This is a genomic window from Brevibacillus nigriterrae, from assembly GCF_049846925.1.
Taxonomy (GTDB): domain Bacteria; phylum Bacillota; class Bacilli; order Brevibacillales; family Brevibacillaceae; genus Brevibacillus_H.
Map to the genome: position 1 here is coordinate 16,112 of NZ_JBNCMT010000020.1, position 22,341 is coordinate 38,452.

The 22,341-nt window shown below is 45.4% G+C and carries 20 protein-coding genes and 1 riboswitch; of the genes, 17 read left to right on the forward strand and 3 right to left on the reverse strand.

All coding sequences use genetic code 11. From position 1 onward, the window contains the following. Positions 1–10: 10 nt before the first annotated feature. The 8 genes from aceA to ACPW7N_RS15480 all read left to right on the forward strand — a co-directional run bounded on the left by aceA (position 11) and on the right by ACPW7N_RS15480 (position 9,265). A complete protein-coding gene (gene aceA, locus ACPW7N_RS15445; RefSeq protein WP_425651999.1) occupies positions 11–1,291 on the forward strand; it encodes an isocitrate lyase in 1,281 nt (426 codons plus the stop codon). 93 nt (positions 1,292–1,384) lie between these two features. Next, positions 1,385–1,774, forward strand: a complete 390-nt coding sequence (locus ACPW7N_RS15450) for a CidA/LrgA family protein (protein WP_425652000.1) — start codon at positions 1,385–1,387, stop codon at positions 1,772–1,774. Beyond that, positions 1,765–2,445, forward strand: a complete 681-nt coding sequence (locus ACPW7N_RS15455; protein WP_425652001.1) for an LrgB family protein — start codon at positions 1,765–1,767, stop codon at positions 2,443–2,445. The genes ACPW7N_RS15450 and ACPW7N_RS15455 overlap by 10 nt, the downstream gene beginning before the upstream one ends. Positions 2,446–2,660: 215 nt before the next feature. Continuing rightward, a complete protein-coding gene (locus tag ACPW7N_RS15460) occupies positions 2,661–3,524 on the forward strand; it encodes an AraC family transcriptional regulator (protein ID WP_425652002.1) in 864 nt (287 codons plus the stop codon). Between the two features lie 239 nt (positions 3,525–3,763). Next, positions 3,764–4,462, forward strand: a complete 699-nt coding sequence (locus ACPW7N_RS15465; RefSeq protein ID WP_425652063.1) for a GntR family transcriptional regulator — start codon at positions 3,764–3,766, stop codon at positions 4,460–4,462. Between the two features lie 3 nt (positions 4,463–4,465). Continuing rightward, positions 4,466–6,058, forward strand: coding sequence for an FAD-binding oxidoreductase (locus ACPW7N_RS15470; RefSeq protein WP_425652003.1), 1,593 nt, complete (start codon positions 4,466–4,468; stop codon positions 6,056–6,058). 11 nt (positions 6,059–6,069) lie between these two features. After that, positions 6,070–7,620, forward strand: a complete 1,551-nt coding sequence (locus tag ACPW7N_RS15475; protein WP_425652004.1) for a glycerol-3-phosphate dehydrogenase/oxidase — start codon at positions 6,070–6,072, stop codon at positions 7,618–7,620. A gap of 67 nt (positions 7,621–7,687) precedes the next feature. Beyond that, positions 7,688–9,265, forward strand: a complete 1,578-nt coding sequence (locus ACPW7N_RS15480; protein ID WP_425652005.1) for an FGGY-family carbohydrate kinase — start codon at positions 7,688–7,690, stop codon at positions 9,263–9,265. A 9-nt stretch (positions 9,266–9,274) separates the two neighbouring features. Here ACPW7N_RS15480 and ACPW7N_RS15485 read toward each other — a convergent pair whose 3' ends face one another. The 3 genes from ACPW7N_RS15485 to ACPW7N_RS15495 all read right to left on the reverse strand — a co-directional run bounded on the left by ACPW7N_RS15485 (position 9,275) and on the right by ACPW7N_RS15495 (position 13,669). Then, positions 9,275–10,171 carry a TIGR01777 family oxidoreductase gene (locus tag ACPW7N_RS15485; protein ID WP_425652006.1) on the reverse strand — a complete coding sequence of 299 codons (897 nt, stop codon included), beginning with the start codon at positions 10,169–10,171 and terminating at the stop codon, positions 9,275–9,277. Between the two features lie 143 nt (positions 10,172–10,314). Next, positions 10,315–11,523, reverse strand: coding sequence for an MFS transporter (locus tag ACPW7N_RS15490; RefSeq protein WP_425652007.1), 1,209 nt, complete (start codon positions 11,521–11,523; stop codon positions 10,315–10,317). Between the two features lie 160 nt (positions 11,524–11,683). Then, positions 11,684–13,669, reverse strand: a complete 1,986-nt coding sequence (locus ACPW7N_RS15495) for a methyl-accepting chemotaxis protein (RefSeq protein WP_425652008.1) — start codon at positions 13,667–13,669, stop codon at positions 11,684–11,686. A gap of 210 nt (positions 13,670–13,879) precedes the next feature. On the opposite strand from ACPW7N_RS15495, the gene ACPW7N_RS15500 reads away from it, so the two are divergent. From ACPW7N_RS15500 to ACPW7N_RS15540, 9 genes are all read left to right on the forward strand, one after another. Then, positions 13,880–15,715 (forward strand): SpoIIE family protein phosphatase, encoded by a 1,836-nt coding sequence (locus tag ACPW7N_RS15500; RefSeq protein WP_425652009.1) that lies wholly within the window; start codon positions 13,880–13,882, stop codon positions 15,713–15,715. A 23-nt stretch (positions 15,716–15,738) separates the two neighbouring features. Then, positions 15,739–16,170, forward strand: coding sequence for an ATP-binding protein (locus ACPW7N_RS15505; protein ID WP_425652010.1), 432 nt, complete (start codon positions 15,739–15,741; stop codon positions 16,168–16,170). Beyond that, a complete protein-coding gene (locus ACPW7N_RS15510; RefSeq protein WP_425652011.1) occupies positions 16,167–16,559 on the forward strand; it encodes an STAS domain-containing protein in 393 nt (130 codons plus the stop codon). The genes ACPW7N_RS15505 and ACPW7N_RS15510 overlap by 4 nt, the downstream gene beginning before the upstream one ends. Positions 16,560–16,729: 170 nt before the next feature. Continuing rightward, positions 16,730–16,812, forward strand: a riboswitch (cyclic di-GMP riboswitch). 10 nt (positions 16,813–16,822) lie between these two features. Next, a complete protein-coding gene (locus ACPW7N_RS15515; protein ID WP_425652012.1) occupies positions 16,823–18,136 on the forward strand; it encodes a protoglobin domain-containing protein in 1,314 nt (437 codons plus the stop codon). A 42-nt stretch (positions 18,137–18,178) separates the two neighbouring features. Continuing rightward, on the forward strand, positions 18,179–18,550 hold the full coding sequence (locus ACPW7N_RS15520; protein WP_425652013.1) for a PilZ domain-containing protein: 372 nt from the start codon (positions 18,179–18,181) through the stop codon (positions 18,548–18,550). Between the two features lie 219 nt (positions 18,551–18,769). After that, a complete protein-coding gene (locus ACPW7N_RS15525; protein WP_425652014.1) occupies positions 18,770–19,336 on the forward strand; it encodes a class I SAM-dependent methyltransferase in 567 nt (188 codons plus the stop codon). 18 nt (positions 19,337–19,354) lie between these two features. Continuing rightward, positions 19,355–19,993, forward strand: a complete 639-nt coding sequence (locus ACPW7N_RS15530) for a DedA family protein (protein WP_425652015.1) — start codon at positions 19,355–19,357, stop codon at positions 19,991–19,993. A gap of 159 nt (positions 19,994–20,152) precedes the next feature. After that, positions 20,153–20,854 carry an ABC transporter ATP-binding protein gene (locus ACPW7N_RS15535; protein WP_425652016.1) on the forward strand — a complete coding sequence of 234 codons (702 nt, stop codon included), beginning with the start codon at positions 20,153–20,155 and terminating at the stop codon, positions 20,852–20,854. Positions 20,855–20,877: 23 nt separating this feature from the next. Further along, entirely contained in the window at positions 20,878–22,335 is a 1,458-nt protein-coding gene (locus ACPW7N_RS15540; protein ID WP_425652017.1) for an ABC transporter permease, read from the forward strand. Positions 22,336–22,341 lie beyond the last annotated feature (6 nt).

The window sequence follows — 22,341 nt, forward strand, 5'->3', positions numbered from 1 at the left end:
ATGAAACCGTATGACAAGAGAAGAACAAGTAAGACAATTGGAAGAAAGCTGGAAAGCTGATCGCTGGAAGGGAATTACACGCCCGTATACTGCGGAAGATGTAGTCCGCCTGCGTGGATCACTGCAAATTGAACATACGCTGGCTCGAGTGGGAGCAGAGCGCCTTTGGAACTTACTTAACAATGAAGATTATGTAAATGCACTGGGAGCACTGACAGGAAATCAGGCTATGCAACAAGTAAGAGCTGGGCTCAAAGCGATTTATCTGAGCGGCTGGCAAGTTGCAGCAGATGCGAACCTATCCGGACATATGTACCCAGACCAAAGCTTGTATCCTGCGAACAGCGTGCCTGCTGTCGTAAAACGCATCAACCAGGCATTGCAGAGAGCCGATCAGATTCAAACGATGGAAGGCAAAGGTGATACGTACTGGTTCGCACCGATCGTAGCCGATGCTGAAGCAGGTTTTGGCGGTCAGCTCAACGTATTCGAGCTGATGAAAGCAATGATCGAAGCAGGCGCTTCCGGCGTACACTTTGAGGATCAATTGTCTTCTGAGAAAAAATGCGGACACTTGGGAGGAAAAGTATTGCTTCCAACACAGACATCTGTGAAAAACCTGATTGCTGCAAGGTTTGCAGCCGACGTAATGGGAGTGCCAACCGTACTGGTTGCTCGCACAGATGCAAATGCGGCCGATTTGATCACAAGCGATGTCGATCCATACGATCAACGATTTATCAGAGGGGAACGCACGCCAGAAGGGTTCTACCGTACTGATGCGGGACTCGAACAGGCTATTGCGAGAGGCCTTGCTTACGCTCCGTACGCAGACCTGGTATGGTGCGAAACTTCGGAGCCTAACATCGAGGAAGCACGTGAGTTTGCTGCAGCCATCCATGCCAAGTTCCCAGGCAAACTGCTCGCTTACAACTGCTCGCCTTCGTTCAACTGGAAGAAAAAGCTGGATGATGCGACGATTGCCAAATTCCAGCAAGAGTTGGGCAAAATGGGCTACAAATTCCAGTTTGTAACACTCGCTGGTTTCCATGCACTGAATTACAGCATGTTCGAGTTGGCTCGCGGCTACAAAGATCGTGGAATGGCTGCTTATTCCGAATTGCAGCAAGCAGAGTTTGCGGCTGAGATCCATGGTTACACCGCTACAAGACACCAACGTGAAGTAGGTACTGGCTACTTCGATGAGGTAGCCCAAGTAATCAGTGGAGGAACTTCTTCCACCACAGCATTGTCTGGTTCAACTGAAACAGAACAATTTTCTCACAAGTAATACAGAGCAGGTGGGGCATCTTCTGGCAACGTGGTTGTGAGAAGGTGCTCCTTCTCTCTTTCAGTGATAGGTTGAGTAAAAAAGGAGGCGGACATGGTGAGAGGATTAACGATAATCCTGGGCTTTCACTTTACTGGATATTTGCTTCATCAGTGGTTCGTGCCCTTGCCTGGAAGCGTTCTGGGGATGATCCTGCTTGCCGCAAGCCTGTTCCTTGGCTGGGTGAAGCTGGAGTGGATTGAGGATGCTGCACAGCTCTTGCTTCAACACATGATGTTGTTTTTTACACCCATTATCGTAGGGGTGATTCTGATTTTTCCCCGTTTTGAATCACAACTAATACCATTGCTCGCTGGACTGATCGGAAGCACCGTCGTCGTCATGCTTGTCACGGGCTGGTCAATCCAGGTATTGCGTCCCGAGAAGTCATCTGATCCACATAGAGCAGCAAAAGAGCAAGGGGGTACAGCTTCATGGAAATAAGCAATACACCATTGTTTGGGCTGACGGTTACAGTCGCCGCATTCTTCGGTGCTACTTATTTATACACTCGAATCCGTTGGCTGCATCCACTGATCACAACTTCAGGAAGCATCATCCTTTTACTTGTTTTGATGGATATCCCTTACCAGGAGTACAAGCTGGGTGGTGACATACTCGCTTTGCTGCTTGGCCCTGCGACAGTTGCATTAGCCGTTCCGCTTTACAAGCATTTCGAACAGATGCAGAAACAAGTACCCATTATTGTAACGGGTGTTCTCATTGGATGTATGGCAGGGATGCTATCAGCAGGCGGAATTGTGGCTGCCCTGAGCGGAAGCAGGGAATTGATGCTGACGATGATCCCAAAGACGGTAACAACACCGATTGCAATCGAATTGGTGCAAGTGTTGGGCGGTGCTCCTGAATTGGGTGCCGTTCTCACCGTTCTCACCGGATTGGTGGGCAGTATGGTAGGGCCGAAACTGCTCAATCTGTGCGGGGTAAAAGGGGATATTGCTCTTGGTGTAGCGATTGGGACTTCGTCTCATGGAATCGGGACGGCGAGGCTGATCAACGAGTCACAAATTCAAGCAAGTGTGAGCGGTTTTGCCATGGGTTTGGCAGGTATCAGCTTATCCATTTTGGTTATTCCGCTCCACTACATATTATAGAAGCTCCAGCACACAGGCTCAGGTCATCTGGCTCTTGTGTGCCGGAGCTTTATTCTTAACATAGCAGGTCTAAATCTACCTTACTGCAGTATTATTTGCTATTGTAAAAAGAGGCATTTTTCTGGCAGTTTGTTTTATTGCTGTCCGCACAAAGCATAAAATGACAGGATTTGTTCCCGTTGGGTTGATAGAATCAAGGGCAAGGAGTGAGTGCATTGGGTTGGGTCGAATCATTACAGAAGGCGATCGATTACATGGAGGAGCATTTGCTGGATAATATCACCATTGAAAGCATTGCCAAGCAGGCAAATACATCTGCCTATCACTTTCAACGGACATTTACCATATTAACGGACTTGTCTGTTGGTGAGTACCTTCGGCGGAGACGTTTGACATTGGCAGCTCAGGAGTTATCCAGGAGCAATTGCAAAATCATCGATCTTGCCTACAAATACGGATACGACACACCCGAGGCATTCTCCAAGGCTTTTCGCAGGCAGCATGGTGTAAGCCCGAGTGAAGTACAGAAATATTCGGGAGGGCTTGTATCGTATAACCGCCTGGTGATACAGGTGCATTTGAAAGGGGCAGAACCGATGAAATTCAAAGTTGTGCAGAAGGACAGTTTTCAATTGGTAGGCATCAAGCGTGAGTTTTCCTATGTGAATGAGCAAAACCTGATAGAAATTCCGAAGCTTTGGAACCAGGTCAATAGTGACGGTACTTGTGAGCGAATTTGTCAATTGAACGACGGTCCGCTCAAAGGTGTGCTGGGAGTATGCGTCAGCACGAAGGAAACACAGGCTAATCAGTCCATGGAATACTGGATTGCAGCAGAACACATGGGAGAAGTACCGGATGGTCTTTCCAAATTGGAAGTGCCAGCATCCAAGTGGGTTGTATTTGAAGTAATCGGTGCAATGCCGGATGCCATGCAAAAAGCGTGGAAACAGATTTACTCAGAATGGTTTCCATCTAGTGGATATGAGCATGGGGGATCAATTGAATTCGAATTATATACAGAGGATGACCCATACAGCCCTGATTGCTATTCGGAGATTTGGATACCTGTGAAATAAAAAGATGTCATTTCGGTATGATGAAAGAGACTTTCTGCTGAGGAAGTCTCTTTTTTTACGTGTATTGAAATTAATACAACTATAATGTGTCTTTACAATTTAAAATTACAAATTATTCAAAAAATATTGACAGCATATACACAAAATGTAAACTAGTGGTAATACCACAAGTAATAATTGGTAATACCACAAATGCCGTTTAGGCAAATGAAATATCCCAAATGGACGGTGATATGGTTTTGATTGAACAAGTGCGATCCTCCGATCTGGTTGAACATGAAATGATCAGCAAAATTTTAGCAGGTGAGTATCCCCCAGCAAGTACGCTTCCAGCAGAAAGGGAGCTTGCCGTTGCCTTTGGTATAGGCCGACCAACCATTCGAGAAGCATTGCAGCGGTTGGAAAGAGATGGATGGATTACGATTCGCAAAGGTCATCCAGCCATCGTCACAGATTACTGGAAAAAAGGGAATCTGCAAACGTTGGCAGCAATTGCCCGCCATACAAAAGAAGTATCAGATGATTTAATTATTTATCTTTTGGAGCTGCGGCTCTCTCTTTCTACGACATTTGTTGCTGACGCAGTCAAGCAAAACCCGGCCAAGGTTGTTTCCTTTCTGGCTTGTATCGAAGAGCTTAGTGATGAAGCATCCGACTATGCGACGTTTGATTGGCAACTGCAAACGAACCTGGCAGGTCTTTCGAAAAATCCACTCTATCTCTTACTGATCAACAGCTTTGAATGCATGTATCAGACGATGGCGCTTCGCTATTTTTTCTATGAAGAAAACCGGAGTCATTCACTTTCGTACTATCGCAGGTTGTTGCAAACAGCCATGCAGTGCAACTACGAGGAAGCAAAAACTGTCACATGGACTGCGATGAAAGAAAGCATGGATCAATGGAAAAAAAGGAAAGCAAGTCACGAGGAGGAGTAGAAGATGATTCGTTGGAATGGATGGGGAGAGGAATCAATCGACTTTCCGTTGCCTGCCTCTGCAAAAGCGTATTTAGCAAGTGTACTCGGTATGCCAGCCGCCCCTTCTGATATTTCTGTACATGAGATGGAAAAGCTTGTCCCGGAATCTCGGTTACCGGATCACTCCCTAATCAAAAAAGACAAATTTGAGCGAATCACCCACAGTGTCGGACAAAGTATGCCTGATTGGATTGCGATTCGTGGAGGGCGAGTTACAGCCTTTCCAGATGGAGTCGCATATCCCGAAACAGAAGATGAGGTGCATGAGATTCTGCGCTTCGCCAGACAGTCAGGAGCAATCGTCATTCCGTACGGTGGCGGCACAAGTGTGGTTGGTCATTTGACCGTTCCCAAAGGAGAGAGGCCCGTCATTTCAGTTGACATGGGCAGAATGAACAAACTTTTGACGCTCGACAGGGAGTCTGGAATAGCGATATTCCAAGCAGGCATCAAAGGCCCTGATCTGGAAGCGGCTTTACGTGCGCAGGGCTATACGTTGGGGCATTTCCCACAGTCGTTTGAGTACTCGACACTTGGTGGATGGGTCGTGACTCGATCGGCAGGACAGTTTTCACTGGAATACGGCAGAATCGAACGATTATTTGTCGGCGGAACGATTATGACTCCACAGGGAAAGATGACGATTCCTTTGCACCCCGCTTCAGCGGGAGGACCAGATATTCGTGAAATGATTCTCGGTTCGGAAGGGCGCATGGGGATCGTTACTGAAAGTGCAGTCAAGGTCACGCCACTGCCGGAATCAGAAAGTTTTTACGGGGCATTTTTTCCCGATCAGGAGCAAGCGATAAAAGCAGTTCGCATGATTTCTCAAGCAAAAATTCCGCTAACCATGATGCGGCTTAGCCTGCCGACCGAGACTGCAACGATGCTGATGCTCAACGGAAAAAGTACTGCGATGGAATGGTTGCAGCGGTATTTGTCTTTCCGTGGAATCGGAGAGAAAAAATGTATGCTGTTGTTTGGTGCAAGCGGAAGCAAGCAGAAGACTTCATTTGCGATACAGCAGTCCATAGCCATTATCAAGGCACATAAGGGCGTTTCCGTCGGCCAAAAACCAGGGAAACAGTGGTACAAAAATCGTTTTCGCATGCCCTATCTCCGCAATACCCTTTGGGAGGCGGGCTTGGCTGTTGATACCCTGGAGACCGCAACAACATGGCAAAATGTTCCTGCGACAGTAAAGGCAATTGAACAGGCACTTCAAATGGCATTGGATGAATTTGGAGAAAAGGTGCACGCATTCACTCACCTATCCCACGTCTATCCGCACGGGTCAAGTATTTACACCACATTTTTGTTCAGAGTGGCAGCTACTCCTGAGGAAACATTGAGGCGTTGGCAAAAGCTAAAGTCTTCCGCAAGTCAAGCGATTGTCGAAAGGGGAGCAACAATCAGCCATCAACATGGTGTGGGTGAGGATCACCTTCCCTACCTTCCCAAAGAAAAGGGCGAGCTAGGGATGCGTATGATGCATTCCTTATGTCAGACGCTTGATCCAGAACAGATCATGAATCCTGGAAAACTGTTTCAGTAAGGGTGGTCATGATGATAAAGGATTTGCCTAAAAAGTGGGATATGATTATTATCGGTGGCGGGATTACGGGAGCCGGAGTATTTCAGGAAGCGTGCCGGCAAGGATTCCGTTGTTTACTGGCCGAACAACGAGATTTTGGCTGGGGGACATCCAGCCGCTCCGGTAAGCTCGTCCATGGCGGATTGCGCTACCTAAGGCAGGGACAGTTCAAGACCACGATTCATTCCGTACGCGAACGGGAAAAACTCCTGCACAAGTACAGGGGGATGGTGGAGCCTTTGGGGTTTCTCTTGCCAGTATACAATTCACGCCTATCACAGTCGCTCTTGCTGAAGCTGGGTTTGGTTATTTACGATTGCATGGCCTTGCGCTGGCAGCATACCTATTATGATGCTGGCTCGTTGTCACTGCTTGCCCCAGGATTGAAAGCGAATCGTTTAGCCGGCGGATTCAGCTTTACCGATGCACGGACTGATGATGCCCGGTTGGTTTACCGGACGATTGAGGAAGGGATCGCATGGGGAGGAACAGCATGCAATTATGCGCCTGTGAAAGAATTACTCAAGGACACCCATGGCAGAGTCCGTGGAGTTGCGATCTATGATGAAAGGAACCAGTCCGTCACGGAGTTGGAGAGTCAGGTCGTGATTAATGCTACAGGCGTATGGGTGGATGAGCTGAATGAAAAAATGAACCAGCCTCCCAGACTTCGCAAACTTCGTGGCAGTCATATCATTTTTCCGCATTGGCGGCTTCCTCTGGCTCAAGCTGTAAGCATGACACACCCGAGAGATGGTCGGTCGCTTTATGTCATGCCATGGGAAGGGGTAACACTGCTCGGAACGACCGATATTGATCACGAGCATCCACTTTCAGAGGAACCGGCAATCAGCAGAAGTGAGAGCAACTACTTGCTCGAGGCGATCCAATCATACTTCCCATCGAAGCAATTATCCGAACACGATGTACTCTCGACCTTCTCAGGAGTACGACCGATTCTGGATTCAGGCAAGGCAGATCCGTCCAAGGAATCACGAGATCATCTGGTCTGGTCGGACCGAGGAGTGGTTAGTGTGACGGGAGGAAAGCTGACGACATTTCACTTGTTAGCTCGGGAGACTCTACAGGAAGCACGCAAATGGATCAATACCCCATCCGCAGGGAAATCTTCACAAGATGCAGAAATAAAGAACTTGTTCGACAAAGGTGTTCAGGTAAAGGTACCCGAGAGGCTGCGTGGCCGGCATGGAGAGCAATCGATTGCCATGCTGCAATCAACCTCTCCCGAAGAGTTGCAGTCTGTCCCAGGGACGGATACATGCTGGCTGGAATTGCGCTGGGCATTGAGACATGAAATGGTCGTCCATCTGGATGATCTGTTGTTGCGCAGGACACGTCTGGGGTTGCTTCTTCCGGATGGTGCCCGCATGCTCAAGGATCAGGTCAGACAGATCGTTCAAACGGAGTTGGGTTGGGCAGATCAGAAATGGGAAACAGAATGGACAAGATATTTATCCATCTGGGAACGTGCCTACAGTGCAACTCCTTATCTATATTTTTAATCTTTAACTGAAATCACGTCTTGTGTAACTGATTTTCTGGTTGTTTACGTCAAGTAGGGGGAAGCATATGGGGCTACAAGATGAAACGGTACTGTCAGTTGATGTGGGTACGCAGAGTGTTCGTGCCCTTGTTTTTGATATGAAAGGAAATGTGGTGGATCTGGCACAGGTAGTCTATTCCCCAGCCTATTTCTCGCCTCGTCCGGGTTGGGCGGAGCAGGACCCGGAGTATTACTGGCAATGCATTGTGGAAGCCTGTCAGAGACTGTGGAAGAATGGAATCGTTACACCGCATTCTTTGAAAGCGGTAGCGTTAACCACTCAACGTGGAACGGTGATCAATCTGGATGAAGAGGGGAAGCCCTTGCGACCTGCCATTTTGTGGTTGGACCAGCGCAGGGCAAAACAACTCCCCTCGGTGGGAGCTGGCTGGGATCTGCTCTTTAAACTCACGGGTTTACATAAAACAGTCAACTATTTGCAAGCAGAGGCAGAAATAAACTGGATCGGCGAGCAACAGCCGGAAATTCTGGAAAAAACCAAAACCTACTTGTTTCTCTCAGGTTATTTGACGTACCGCATAACGGGGAACTTGATCGATTCCATTGGCACTCAGGTGGGGTATGTCCCGTTTGACTACAAGAATCAAAAATGGTTGCGCCAGAAAGACTGGAAGTGGAGAGCAATTCCTGTCTCGCCTGACACGGTTCCCCCTCTCTTGCCTCCGGGTGAGAGACTTGGAGTTGTCACTGCCAGCGCCTCCAGAGAAACCGGATTGCCACAGGGATTGCCGCTGATTGCAGCAGCCTCTGACAAAGCTTGTGAAGTCCTCGGTTCAGGCTGTCATCTGTTGAATCAAGGCTGTATCGGGTATGGGACAACGGCTACCATCATTGTCAACTCGCAAAAATATATTGAGCCCATTCCACTCGTACCAGCGTATCCGAGTGCGAATGCCGGTGAATACAATTTGGAGGTACAGACATTCCGTGGTTTTTGGATGGCCTCCTGGTTCAAAGAGCAGTTCGCTGCCAAGGAAAACGAATTGGCACTTGAGCTAGGCATCGCAACAGAGGCATTGCTGGATGAAATGGCCCGGGAGGTACCGCCTGGCTCAATGGGGCTGATGCTCCAGCCTTATTGGTCACCCGGCATTCGCTATCCACATCCGGAGGCAAAAGGGGCAATCATCGGCTTCGGCAGTGTTCACACCAAGGCGCATATGTACCGCTCTCTTTTGGAAGGATTGGCTTTTGCCGTGCGGGAAGGAAGAGAACGGATTGAGAGGCGCAGCAAGGCAAAAATAACTGAATTGTACGTAAGTGGCGGCGGATCAAAAAGTGACTTAATGATGCAAATTACCGCCGATGTGTTTGGATTGGAAACCCGAAGACCGGCAGTAAGCGAAACATCAGGTCTGGGAGCTGCGATGCTGGCATGCGTGGGTGTTGGCTTACATCCGAACTTGCAGACAGCTGTACGAGAGATGGCAAGAGTCGGTGACGTATTTGAACCCAATCGGGATAACGCACTTGTGTATGATCAATTGTACCGTCAAATTTATGGCAAATTGTACGGAAGGCTGCGGACATTTTATCAATCCATTCAGCAAATCACCGGTTATCCCGAAATTCCGGGCAGTTAACGTGCAAGTCTATGCTTGGAGAAGATTAGACAGTGCCGATTCGACAGTTGGGTATTCAAACGAATATCCGTGTTTTTGCAGAGCGAGTGGAACTGCTTTTTGTCCTTGCAAAACAATCTCGGACTTCTCACCTAACATGATTTGCAAAACAAATGCTGGAACAGGTATCCAGTGGGGACGATTGATGACAGAACCGATCACGTGACCAAACTGATCCATCGTAACCGGATGGGGCGCAGTCACATTGATTGGTCCTGTCATTTTTTCATTTTGCAGGATGTGCAAAAAAATTCTCGTTACATCTGTGATATGTATCCAGGACATCCATTGACGACCACTTCCCACACGACCGCCTGCCAATAAGCGATAAGGCAATACCATTCGGGGAAGGGCACCGCCTTCACGACCAAGCACAACGCCGATGCGGGCCGTAACAACCCTGGTATCAGTAGAAGCTTGCTGTGCCGCCTGCTCCCATTGTCTTGTCACTTCTGCTAAAAAACCTTCACCTGAGCGGGAAGATTCATCAAAAGTTTGCGTATCGGAATAGCCATAATAGCCAACAGCAGAAGCGTTGATCAGAACCTCTGGCTTGTGGGCAGCAGAACAAATTGCCTCTGTAATAGCGTTGGTCAAACGAATACGAGATTGCAGGATGGTCTCTTTTCGCTGGGGAGTCCAGCGACCCGAGTTAATTGATTCTCCTGCCAAATTGATTATGGCATACTTTTCTTTTATCGAGGCGAGCAACTCTCCTATTTGCCCAGTTGAATAGGGAATGACCTCGCCGTAAAGAAGCGGACGAGAGCTTCGAGATGGAATCATAACCTGATAATCGGACTGAAGCAGCCGCTTGGCAAGATGCTGTCCGACAAAGCCAGAACCTCCAAAGATCAGAACCTTCACACGTTCTCCCTCCTATGTAAAAGCAGGATTTCATACTAAAAACAGCATAACATACAAAATCCCAGATCGTGGAATCCAAAGTGTAACTGGTGAAAGGCAAAAAAAAGTCCCCCTGGGGAGGGGGGAGGGAAGGAAATGCTACATTAATTTGAAATGCTCTTCTTTTCAACTCCTTTGGTAATCTGAATAAGTGGCAACAATACCAGAGCGCCGAGCAAAAACAGGCCTGCTGAAATAAAGAACACTGTGAATAGAGAAAGGGCATCTTTTAGAACACCGGAGAATGTCATTCCAATCACCATCATCCCCATAAATAACGGCGTCAAAACTCCGCCAACCCTTCCAACAAAAGCCGCATCTGTATTCTTCAAGATCAGTGTGTTTATACCAATGTGAATACAAGGGAATAGCAGACCGTTCAAAATCATAAAGCTTATCGTTAAGGGAACGCTTGTGGACCAGCCTATTCCGACCGTTCCAAATGTGCTCACCGCCAACCCAAAGGCAAGTAAAAGCTGAGGCTGTACTTTTTTGGCATATGCCATGACAAGCCCACCTCCCACAAGCATGGCTGCACCATTGGCCATCAGCAGCCATTGCAAGAATTCCTTGTCCCTGGCTAAATTCTCGATGGCAACAAATAAATGGAGCGGTTGGGTCAATCCACAGGCCAGACCAGCAGTTGCAAACGTGCCTCCAAGTGTTCTTAAAACACGATTGGACTTTACATAACGAATTCCTTCTATCAGCTCTTTTTTGAAATCTTGCTTACCCTTTTCCGATTTTGTAACCAGGTCACGAGGAAGTGATGTCAAGATCAGACCTGAGCCGACGAACAACACACCAGTCACGATGATCGATACCTCAATCCCGTACTGTTGATAGACAAAAGCCCCAATGATCGGCCCGATTACCGTGAAGAAAGCAATCAGAGACTGAAACATGGCCATGACACTTTGCAATTGTTCAGCAGGCACATGCTGCTTGAACAGCTTCATCGCAGATGGTTGTGAGAATTGGGAAAGTACAGCAGAAAACAGTGTTGAAAACAACAAGGCATGCCAGGAACCGTAAATGAGTGCAACGAGTACAGCCAATACCGATAAACCCGATAACATGTCACACCAAACCATTGTCCGTTTGGGCTGCCACCTGTCCGCAAATGTCCCGCCAATTAAGGCAAACAGAAAGATTGGTCCGAACTCCACAACGGAAATAAGCGAGACATAGAGTGGATCGTTGTTTGTAAGGTCTGTTACGTACAAGAGGATGGCAAAGTTTCTAACCCAAATTCCAAGATTCAATAGAACTCGGGATAAAAGAATAGTCTGAACATAACGATTGTTGAACATATAATGTGAACTCCTTCCGAAAAAACATAAACAAATTATCATTTTGTTTATATATTGATAAACACTTTACAATTTCGTTTGTGATTCGTCAAGTGTTCAGTTAAAAAAAAACGAACTGGTTTCTCCCGCAGGAAAAACCAGTTCGTTTTTTTTCGATCTTTTACGCTTCAACAATTTTAAATTTGGATATTTGCTCCTGCAGCGTCTTGGACAAATCCGTTAATTGCTCGATGCTGGCGACGATTTCTTCTACTGTTGCTGTCTGTTCTTCTGCGGCAGCAGCAACTTCCTGAGTAGCACTTGCTGAATGCTCGATAATTTGTGTGATCTGGTTGACCGATTGAAGCACCTGCTCAGAAACCTCTTGCAATTGATGCAAATTTTGTTGTACCTCGACTGTGTTTTGTTTGGTACTATCGACTTGTTGAACAATGCGGGCAAGGGATTCTTCGCCCATTTTAATGATGTCAACCTGTTTTTCGATTGCTTCCAGGTTGCTTTCCATAGTTCGGACGGTTACGGAAGTCTCAGCCTGAATATCGAGAATAAGCTCAGTGATTTGCTCGGTCGATTTGCTGGCTTCCTCAGCCAATTTGCGTACTTCGGTTGCGACGACAGCAAATCCTTTTCCCTGTTCTCCTGCCCTTGCTGCTTCTATGGCAGCGTTTAAAGCGAGCAAGTTGGTCTGCCTGGCGATTTGCGCTATTGTCGTGATGATTCCGCCTATTTCAGTAGATCGTTTTCCCAACTTGTGTATAGAATCTGTCGCATATGTTACGGTTTTAGTTACTGTTGTCAGATGGTCAATTGCTGTTTGGATCGCAGCTTGACCTTCGTGAGCGACCTTGGCGGAGAGTAAGGCATTTTTTGCTGTCAGCTCTGCTTTTTGATTGGCCTGTTCCACCTGTTTCTCTGTATCTTTCATTAATAAGAGCATTTGTGACGCTTGCTCTGTTTGTTTACCAGAACCAGCAGCAATATCACTGATAGTTACCGCAACCTGTGTAGATGAATCACCAGTTATCGTAGCGGCCTCTGATAGTTGTTCGGCTGTCGTCACGACCAGTTCAGAAGCATGTTTGGTCTGGGTGATGGTAGCCAGAATCGACTCCTGCATTTGATTGAACGCTTCTGACAGTTTTCCGATTTCATCCTTATTCTGAATGGGAACATGGACGGTCAAATCACCTGCTCCCAACTGCCTGGCCAAACCGACCAGGCGAATCAGTGGTTGCAGTGACAGCCGCATGGAGATAAATATGACAGCAGTAATCACAATTAATGCTCCGGCCAGGGTAAATCCCATGAATGTAAGCAGTTGAGAAGCTGCCGTATTCACAACTTCCTGTTTCTTTTCGACCACGAGATATCCATTCAGGGAAGATAGTTTTTTGGCGACACCAACAGTTGGCACTCCCATATGATTTTGGTACATGACAGGATTCATATGATCGGATTGAAGAGAATCTGCCATTTCCTTGGCGACGCTGGTAGAGAATGCTGTTGCCGGGTTGAATTTGCTTTGTGTAAGCATCAGTCCTGTATGATCGGTCAGATAGGCTTCTCCCGTATCTCCCAGAACATCTGTCTGTAATACGGTAGTCAATGTTTCCTCGTTCATTTCAGCGCCGATGATACCAATGACATGCTTGCTGGCATCCATCACCGGCACAGCAATGGTGTATACCAGCTTACCTGATTCAGGAGATAAAGAAAGTTCCGATATTCCCGCAGTGCCTTTGAGAGCGGATTGGAAATATTCCATTTGGGAGATGGATGGTTGACTGGTTGCCAGAGGATATGCTGCGACCACAGTTCCTTCTGGCGTTGCAAAGAATAATTTATCATAATTGCTGACCTGTTGGGAAACTCGCTCCAATTCCGTTTTTTTCTCAGCGCTTGTCCCTTCGATGATATGCACATTTGTAGCAATGGCCGCAAGCTGGGAAATTTCCTTTTCGATTGCCATATCCAGTTGTCTTGATTTATTATAAGCAATCGCTTTGATTGTTTCAGAGGATAACTGAAACATAGACCCTTTTGCCTGATCGTAGACAAGCCAAGATACGCCGACCAGTGAAAAGAGACTGATTATAAAGACGATGGCACTTAGCTTAAAGCCGATCGAGAAATTCTTGTATGACATACAGCAGGCACTCCCTTAGTGTGAAAATAAATGTAGAAAAAAAGAATATTATGACAGATAATGTAACATATTTCCGAATTTTTGTAAGCGTTTCCTATAAAAAAGTAATAAATTTGACAAATAGCCTGTATTGTCCTTTTAAATTTTGCTAGGTATCATTTTGGTAAGCTTAGCAAGGTTGTAAGCGCTTATCGGGAAGGGAGGCCACTTGTGGATTTATCGCTCTTTCGCAATACCTTATACCCTTGTCAGACGATTGATCGGATTGTTTCATTGATTGTGGATTCCATGAATGTTGCGTATTGCTCAGTCTCTCTATTTTTCGAAGGGAAGACAGTAGTTGTTTCTGAAAAAGGAGAAAAACGTCAAAATTTGTCGGATTATCCATTTCAATTATCAGTTCCTTTAACTACGAAACATTCTGTGCATATAGGATCACTCTGCCTGTTTGATACACGACAAAGAGAAATGAAGGAAAAGGAGTATCAGATGCTTCAGGAATATGGACGTCTCCTGGTTTGTGAGCTTGAGGAAAAAAAGCAACAAATGGATTTTCTTTTGGAAGAGAGTGTGCAGCGGTATAAATCACTATTTGAGCAGAATCGGGATGCTATATTTTCGATTGATTCGGCAGGGGTTTTTACGAGTGTAAATCCCGCCGTTGAGAGAATCATCGGGTACTCACCTGAAGAGCTGATTGGAAAAGCGATTTTCGCCATTATGAGCGATGAGCGTGTAAAGACAATTATGGAATATTTTGCGAATACGATGAACGGAGAGACGCAAGAATTCCACACGAAAATCACACATAAAGCGGGCTATAAAGTTGATCTACTCGTGAAAACGTCACCGATATTTGTAGACGATCAAATCACGGGTGCATTCGTGGTGGCCAAGGATATAACGGAACATATTCGCCAGGAAATGATCTTAAAGCAAACGTTGATGGAGCTTGCTGATCTGAAACTGGCTTTGGACGAATCTGCGTTGGTCTCTATTACAAATGAAAACGCCATAATTACGTACGTTAACGATAATTTTTGCAGGTTGTCCAAATATACGAGAGATGAGCTGATTGGACAACATTACTCGATTATCGATACGGAAGAGAATGCGCCTGATTTTTTTGGGCAAGTAAGTAAAGTAATTACGCAAGGGATCGTGTGGAAAGGTGAGATCCAGAACAGAGCCAAAGATGGTTCGATTTTCTGGGTGGAAACAACGATTGTTCCTTTTTTAAATGAAGAAAAACGCCCTTATCAATATGTAACCATCAAACAGGACATCACTGCTCGCAAACTGGCGGAGGAAAAGATTTTGCATGAACTGGAATTAGCCAAGAAAGTCCAGCGAAGTGTGTTGACCCCGCCCCTGCAAAATGCAGATATCTCAATTGAAGCCAGGTATCAGCCTTCTGAACAGTTGTCTGGTGATATGTATAGCTGGTATCCAATCGATGAGCATCGGTATGGAATCATCATACTTGATGTGATGGGGCATGGTGTGTCAGCATCACTTGTGATTATGTCCATCCGTGCCTTGCTTCGGGGCTTGATCACCCGTGTGACTGATCCTGGAAAGGTAATGGAAGAATTGAATTCACATATGCTTACCCTTTTCGCAGACGAAGAACAACCGATGGTCACTTTTGTCACTGGTTTGTATGTAGTGATCGATACAAAGCAAAAAACAATTGAATATGTGAATGCAGGGCATCCAACAGGCTATCTTCACCAGAAGGGAGAGCTGAAACTTTTAGATGTAGGGAACATTCCGTTAGGGGTTCTCGACTCCTTCCCGTTTCAAAAAGGCAAGCTGACCTACCAAGAAACATGTAATCTATTATTGTATACAGACGGATTATTGGCAGCTTACGGACCATCACCTGCGAATAGTAGAGAAAAGCTTGAGCGCATGATTATTGCTTATAGCCTTGAAGGCCACCAATCGTTATTCGACCGACTGCTTGATGCGAAAACAACTGACTTGACGACTAAAGACGATATTTGTGTGGTATCGGTGTGTATGCCAGGTGAGACACACTAACAATTTTTTGGGGGAGGTAGCTCGTGATACATGTTCAAATAGAGTGTCCTGCGACAGTAGAGATGGTAGAGTTTCTTGATCAAATTTGTGAATGGACAGTCATGAGGGTAAATCAAGTAGAGACCAAAAGGCTCGTTCTTGCTGCTCATGAGGCAATCATTAATTCAGTGGAAGCAATGAAACGTTGTCACGGCGAGGCGTATAGAGAGCAAAATATATCATTGAAAATAGATGTGAAACAAGAAGAGATAGAAATCAAAATCATCGATTCTGCAGGCGGATTGCCGCTTGAAGTACAAAAAAAACTGGAAGAGCGATGTATGGAGGACCTGATTTGGGAAGAGGACGGTAGAGGAATTTTGTTCATGCGTCATTTAGTTGATGATGTCTGGCATGACCATGCGGAAGATGGTCGGTTTATTATGGGTTTGAGAAAGCGGGTGACGCAAAAATGAATAACTTGTCCAACAATTCCACTCCTGTGGAGATACAGGTTCAAAATGGTAACGGTTATCAAAAAATCAGTATAAAAGGAAAACTGTTATTCGGAAGTACCAACTCGGTCAAAAACAAGCTGAAAGAATTTATTGGTCAAGCAGATGGATTCATAATTGATTTGACAGAGTTGCAATTTATTGACAGCACCGGTTTCGGGGTATTAATTAACTTCGCCAAGTTAGTTGGAATCCAAAAGATTGCCATCGTTATCCAGGACGAAATCATCCGTGAGCTGTTCATGATCTCCAAGCTGAACCTGCTCTTCCCACTAACAGCTTCGGTTGATGAAGCCATCGCAGCCTTGCGAAATGGGTACAATGCTACGATTCGAATTGATGAGTATTAAGGTATTGACCAAGCCGGCCATTGAGTCGGCATTTTTAATGGAAATATATACAAAAAATGCATAAAAAAGAGTCGAAATTTGTAGAAATTACTTGTAAATTGCTAAGAATGTATATATATTAAATATTACCAATATAACAATGTTGAAAAATGCCATTCTTACAAATATTTTTATCAAATGGGAGCTTTGAAGAATCATCTCTATATGGGCACTTGGATGATTTGGAGCTAGTAGTGCAACCGACCAAAGAGAGGGACGCGACTATGAATTTTTTCTCCAGAGCATTCGGTTCGAAACAAGAGTCGCAAAAGAGATGGATTGATAAGGCGAAAAGCGAAAAAGTAACCGTAAACATAGCCCCAGGAAGCGAAACACATTTGCAAATGAAAATGATCCAGCTTACTGAAGAGGAAATTCAAATTGCTAAATCCATTCAATCGTTGATTCGTACAAATGTGGACGCAATCGTATCAAGCTTTTACCAATCGGTATTGGAAGTAGAACTCTTGAAGCAAATTATTCAGCGACACAGTACCATTGATAAACTGAAAGTTACTCTGCAAAATCATGTCATTGAGATGTTTAACGGGCGTATCGACAAGGAGTTCCTCCAACGCCGTATTCGTGTAGCCGAACGACATGTACACATCGGGCTTGCTCCCAAGTGGTATATGGGTGCATTTCAGAATTTGCAGAATACATTAGTAGATATTGTTCATCAGAATATTACAGATAGCGAAGAAATGATCCGGATTACCAAGGTTGTTACCAAAATCCTCAATTTCGAGCAACAGCTTGTGTTGGAAGCGTACGAAAAGGAAAATATGCGCCAACAAGAAATGCAATATGAAAAGGTAAAAGAAGAATTAAAGAGCAAGGTTCTTTCCTTAAGCGAAGAATTGGCAGCGCTAACAGAACAGACAAGTGCTTCGGTTGAACAGCTTGTGGCGAATAGCAACGAGGTAAATCATCAATTTCGCCAAAGTGCATTAAAATCAAAAGATAGTCAGGAACTCGCCTACAAAGGACAAGATCGCCTGAATTATTTGGAGAAGCGGATCGAAGAGATTTTCACAAGCACCCAGCAGATGGAAGAGACTGTCATCAAGCTAAATGAATCCTCCAATCAAATTCGCCATGTCATCGGATTAGTTCAGGATATTGCCGAGCAAACAAACCTCCTTGCTTTGAACTCAGCAATCGAGGCGGCCCGTGCAGGTGAACATGGCCGTGGCTTCTCGGTTGTTGCCGGTGAAGTTCGCAAGCTTTCGGAGCAAACCAAACATTCCATCAAACAGATTACTGAGCTTATCGCTCAATCTAGCAAATTCTCAGAAGAAGTAGTAGAATCGATTAAAGAGGTTCAGACTTTGGTTGAGACAGGGCAGGTTGAATCGAAAGCAACGAAGGAAGCTTTTGATCAGATTGTAAAGTCTATGGGAAGCAGTATTGCAGATATTCAGAATGTCGAAGAACAGATCGGACAATTAGTCTTTGTCATCGAAGAAATTGGTTCAGCGACGATCAAGGTTTCTTCATCTGCAGAAGCATTAAATCATGCTGCCAGACACGTTTAGTTCGATCAGAGGTGGACCGTTACATGGATGGAGGGAGTATTTGTGGAATATAAACGCAAAGAGATGTTCCGCATGGTGTTCAATAATCCATTAGATGCGAAGTCCACAATTGTTGAAATAAACGGCGTGAATGATATTCAAATGGAAGAGCACGTCTTCCTTCACGATATAAGCCTTCATGGTGCCAAGTTTGAATGCAAACAAGACCTTCCAAGTGATAAAGCAAAAATTCGCATTTTGCTTTCATTTGTACTAATTGACAAGCAGTTAAACCTGATTGGTGACATTGTGTGGAAGAAACCAAGTGGCAAGGACTTTGCTTACGGAGTTCAATTTGATGTAGATAAATCGATCGAATCAGAATTGTTGTGGGAATTAAAGCAGTTTGCCAAACGCAATATACAACGGAAATAAATAGAGTCTACTCAAAAGAGTCTACCTTATTGGTAGGCTCTTTTTCATTTACTGCCGGAAGGAACTAGCGGCAATATATCCGTCTTGGGTCTGATGGATCCTCCGCCAACAGTCAAGTGCATAATCCGGCGCACGCTCGTTTTTGGATCGCCATTATTCCACGATAATGAAGGCAATGAATTTATCTTTTTCTTATCCAGCTTTTGGGGGTGCAGTAACTTGTTAAGTGCAGCAAATAGCCGTTATACCTTTTTGACCAAGTTTCTTCAATCACCAGGTCAAATTGGCAGTGTGACACCCAGTTCAACCTTTTTGACCAAAAAAATGTTTGAAAACGTTGACTGGAATGAAATTGATCTCATTGTTGAATTAGGTGCTGGCACAGGAGTGTTTACAGAATATATCAGTCTTCATAAAAAAACAGCAACAACAGCAGTAATCATTGAGAAAGACGATGAAATGCGCAGTGCTTTGAAACGGCAATATCCTTCGTTTCATTTCGGTACGGAGGCCGAAGATTTGGCAGAGTTTACCCAAGAACGAAATTGCAAACAAGTCGATTGCATTATATCAGGCTTGCCGTTTGCGAATTTCTCACCAGCGGAGGGAGAGAGGATCTTGCAAGCTAGCCTTCGTACGTTAAAACCTGGCGGGCTTTTTATTGCTTTTCAATATTCGCTTCAGATGAAGAAGATGCTGGAGAAACATTTTCAAGAAGTGACCATCGAGTTTGTCCCATTCAATCTTCCACCAGCCTTTATCTATACATGCAAGAAAATAAGCTAGTGGGGGGATGAAGTATTCATGGATATGGCATTTGTACTTTCGGGCATTGAGCAATACGGATATGCGGCCCTATTCTTCTTACTTTGGCTTGGAATTGTGGGAATGCCCATTCCAGATGAAGTCGTAGTGATGAGTGGAGGGTTTGTCACTACGTTAGGAATATTGGAACCACTCCCCTCTTTTTTGTTGTGTTATGCGGGAGTAGTAACCGGGCTTTCGATCGGATATGTGATCGGGAGAACCATTGGAGCGCCAGCCTTGCAAACGATCATGCGGAAAAAGAAAATGAGTAACTATGTGGAGAAAGGGAATGCGTTAATACAGCGATATGGAAGCCGATCGTTGATCATTAGCTACTTCTTTCCGGTGGTACGTCATGTTGTCCCTTACCTGGTCGGCATTAATAAAATGTCATTCGCCCGCTATGCCCTCTATTCCTATACAACCGGGTTTGTTTGGACACTAATATTGTTTTTGATTGGGAGAACGTTTGGTCAATATATTGAGCAAATTGGTGCAATTGTGGCACAGTATGGCTGGCTATCCGTTCTTCTCTTCGTCGGAATAACCGGGATAATCATCATGGTTGGGAAAACAAGGAAGCCAAGTAATCAAAGCAATCAAAGCAAATATACACAGGAAGCAAATCGAAATTAGTATCTAAGACCTCAGGTGCGCCAACACTTGGGGTCTTTTCAATCTATTAAGGATTAGTTAAAAAAGATAATTTATTCCAAAAAGATGTAACGGTATTACTAGTTAATCGTCATATATAAGTGGAAAAAAATGAGAAGAGAGTAATGAGGTGTCGTGGGGATGAGTAATCAACCGGGAGAACTCACGGTAGAGAGAGTAAATCACAGCTATGGAGCGGGAAAAATGAGAGTTCCAGTGCTATACGATATTGGTTTGCACATCAACAATGGAGAATTTGTCGCACTTTGCGGTACTTCAGGTTCAGGCAAATCAACCTTGTTGAGCCTGATGGCAGGTTTGACCAGACCTGAGGAAGGGCGAATTTTTATTAATGGAGAAGAAATCTCCAAATACAATGAAAACCAGCTATGCCTGTTTCGCAGGCGTTGCATGGGCTTCGTGTTTCAGTCATTTAATCTCCTGCCCAACCTGACTGCGTTGGAAAATGTGGAGCTGCCGCTGACTTTTCTCGGAGTTGGTAGACGTGAGCGAATCAAACGGGCGACGGAGATGTTAGCAATGGTTGGTTTGGATGAGCGGGTCAAGCACCGTCCAAATGAGCTCTCTGGGGGCCAGCAGCAGCGGGTGAGTATTGCTCGGGCCTTGGTAGCCAAGCCGAGTATTGTCCTTGCCGATGAACCGACTGGAAATCTGGACAGTGCAACAGAAGAAGAAATTCTTATCCTGTTGCGGCAGATGAACCGTGAACATAAAACGACGTTCGTTATCGTTACACACGATCAGGGAGTGGCACAAAATTCAGATCGTGTGATTTTTTTGAAGGACGGACGAGTGATGCAGGGAGAAAGCATGCTTGCTTAATCGCATGAGAAGGTGTGGAAAACATGAAAATAATTGATTCTTTTCGAATTGTCTGGCGGAACCTGTGGCGGATGAAGCTTCGCACGGTTCTCACCTCGATTGGTGTCATGATCGGGACTGCAGCAATCGTTGCCATGATTTCGCTTAGTTTGGGATTGAAAGAGAATGCCGTCAAGGGTCTGGAAAGCTGGGGCAGTTTGACGGAAATGGAAGTTGCTCCTATGTTTTGGAATGAGAAAGAAGACAAAGAGATTCCACCAGATGAAATAAAAGTCATGAACTGGGATGCGGTCCATGAATTAAAGAAGATCGACGGGGTCAAGGCAGTGATGCCGATCCGTTCGTTGCACGAGTCAACCAAACTGAAAATTGGCAGACGAGAAGGCCATGTTCAATTGATCGGCGTGGATGTCAAGGAATCATCTTTCATGAAAAGTGACGATGTTGAAAAAGGGGAGTACCTCAAAGGCGCGGCAAACGAGATCGTCGTTTCTTATGAAGTTACCCGTGAAATGCGAGATATTGAGAAAGAAAAACGGGAAGAACGAAAGCGTCGGGCAAGCGAGCGTGCTGGACGTACGGGTGGAGGTGTTCCATTCGGCGGCGAAAATGAAGGGGTTTCTGCACCGTTTGACGCTGTGGGAAAAACCGGGACAATCACTTTGACCCGCGATTTTGAAGACGAGGACGGGAATCGTAAATTTGAGAAAAAAGAGATCCGTGTCCGCGTTGTCGGTCAACTGAAAAAAGAAGAGAACAACGGAATAGGAAGAGGGGCAGCTGCCTATGTTCCACTTGCCATGGTAGATGAATTGCAAAAGTGGATGGAGACTCAGGATAAGCGAAACAGTGATTTTTCTGGTGAACCACAACGCAAAAAAAAGGGGCGTAATGCGGACGACAAAGAGTTTGAAAGTATCTTCATCAAGGTAGATAAGCGAGAGAATGTGGAAGCGGTTGTGGAGCAAGCCCAACGGAAGGGCTATGAAATCTACTCGCCAGCAAGCGCACTGAAGGAAATCAACAAAATGTTCTTCGTCATCCAGATGATTCTGGGTGGAATCGCTGCTATTTCATTGCTGGTTGCGACCATCGGTATCGTAAACACGATGATCATGTCCATTCTCGAGCGAACCAAAGAGATCGGTATTATGAAGGTAATTGGAGCTACTGTTTACAACATTCGCTGGCTCTTTCTGATCGAGTCTGGCTTTATCGGTCTGATCGGAGGAATTACTGGATTAGGGTTGGCTTATGGAGCCGTTTATGGACTCAATTATCTTGCCAAACAAAATCCAGATTTCAATTTGTTCGGTGCCAGTATGGGAGGCGAAGAGGCTGCCGCTCAATTGGCGACCATTCCATTATGGCTCGCACTGTTTGCGATTGGTTTTTCGTTTGTCATTGGCATTCTTGCCGGAATTTTCCCCGCATACCGGGCATCCCGCTTGAGTCCAATGCAAGCCATCCGTTCGGAATAAAGAAGA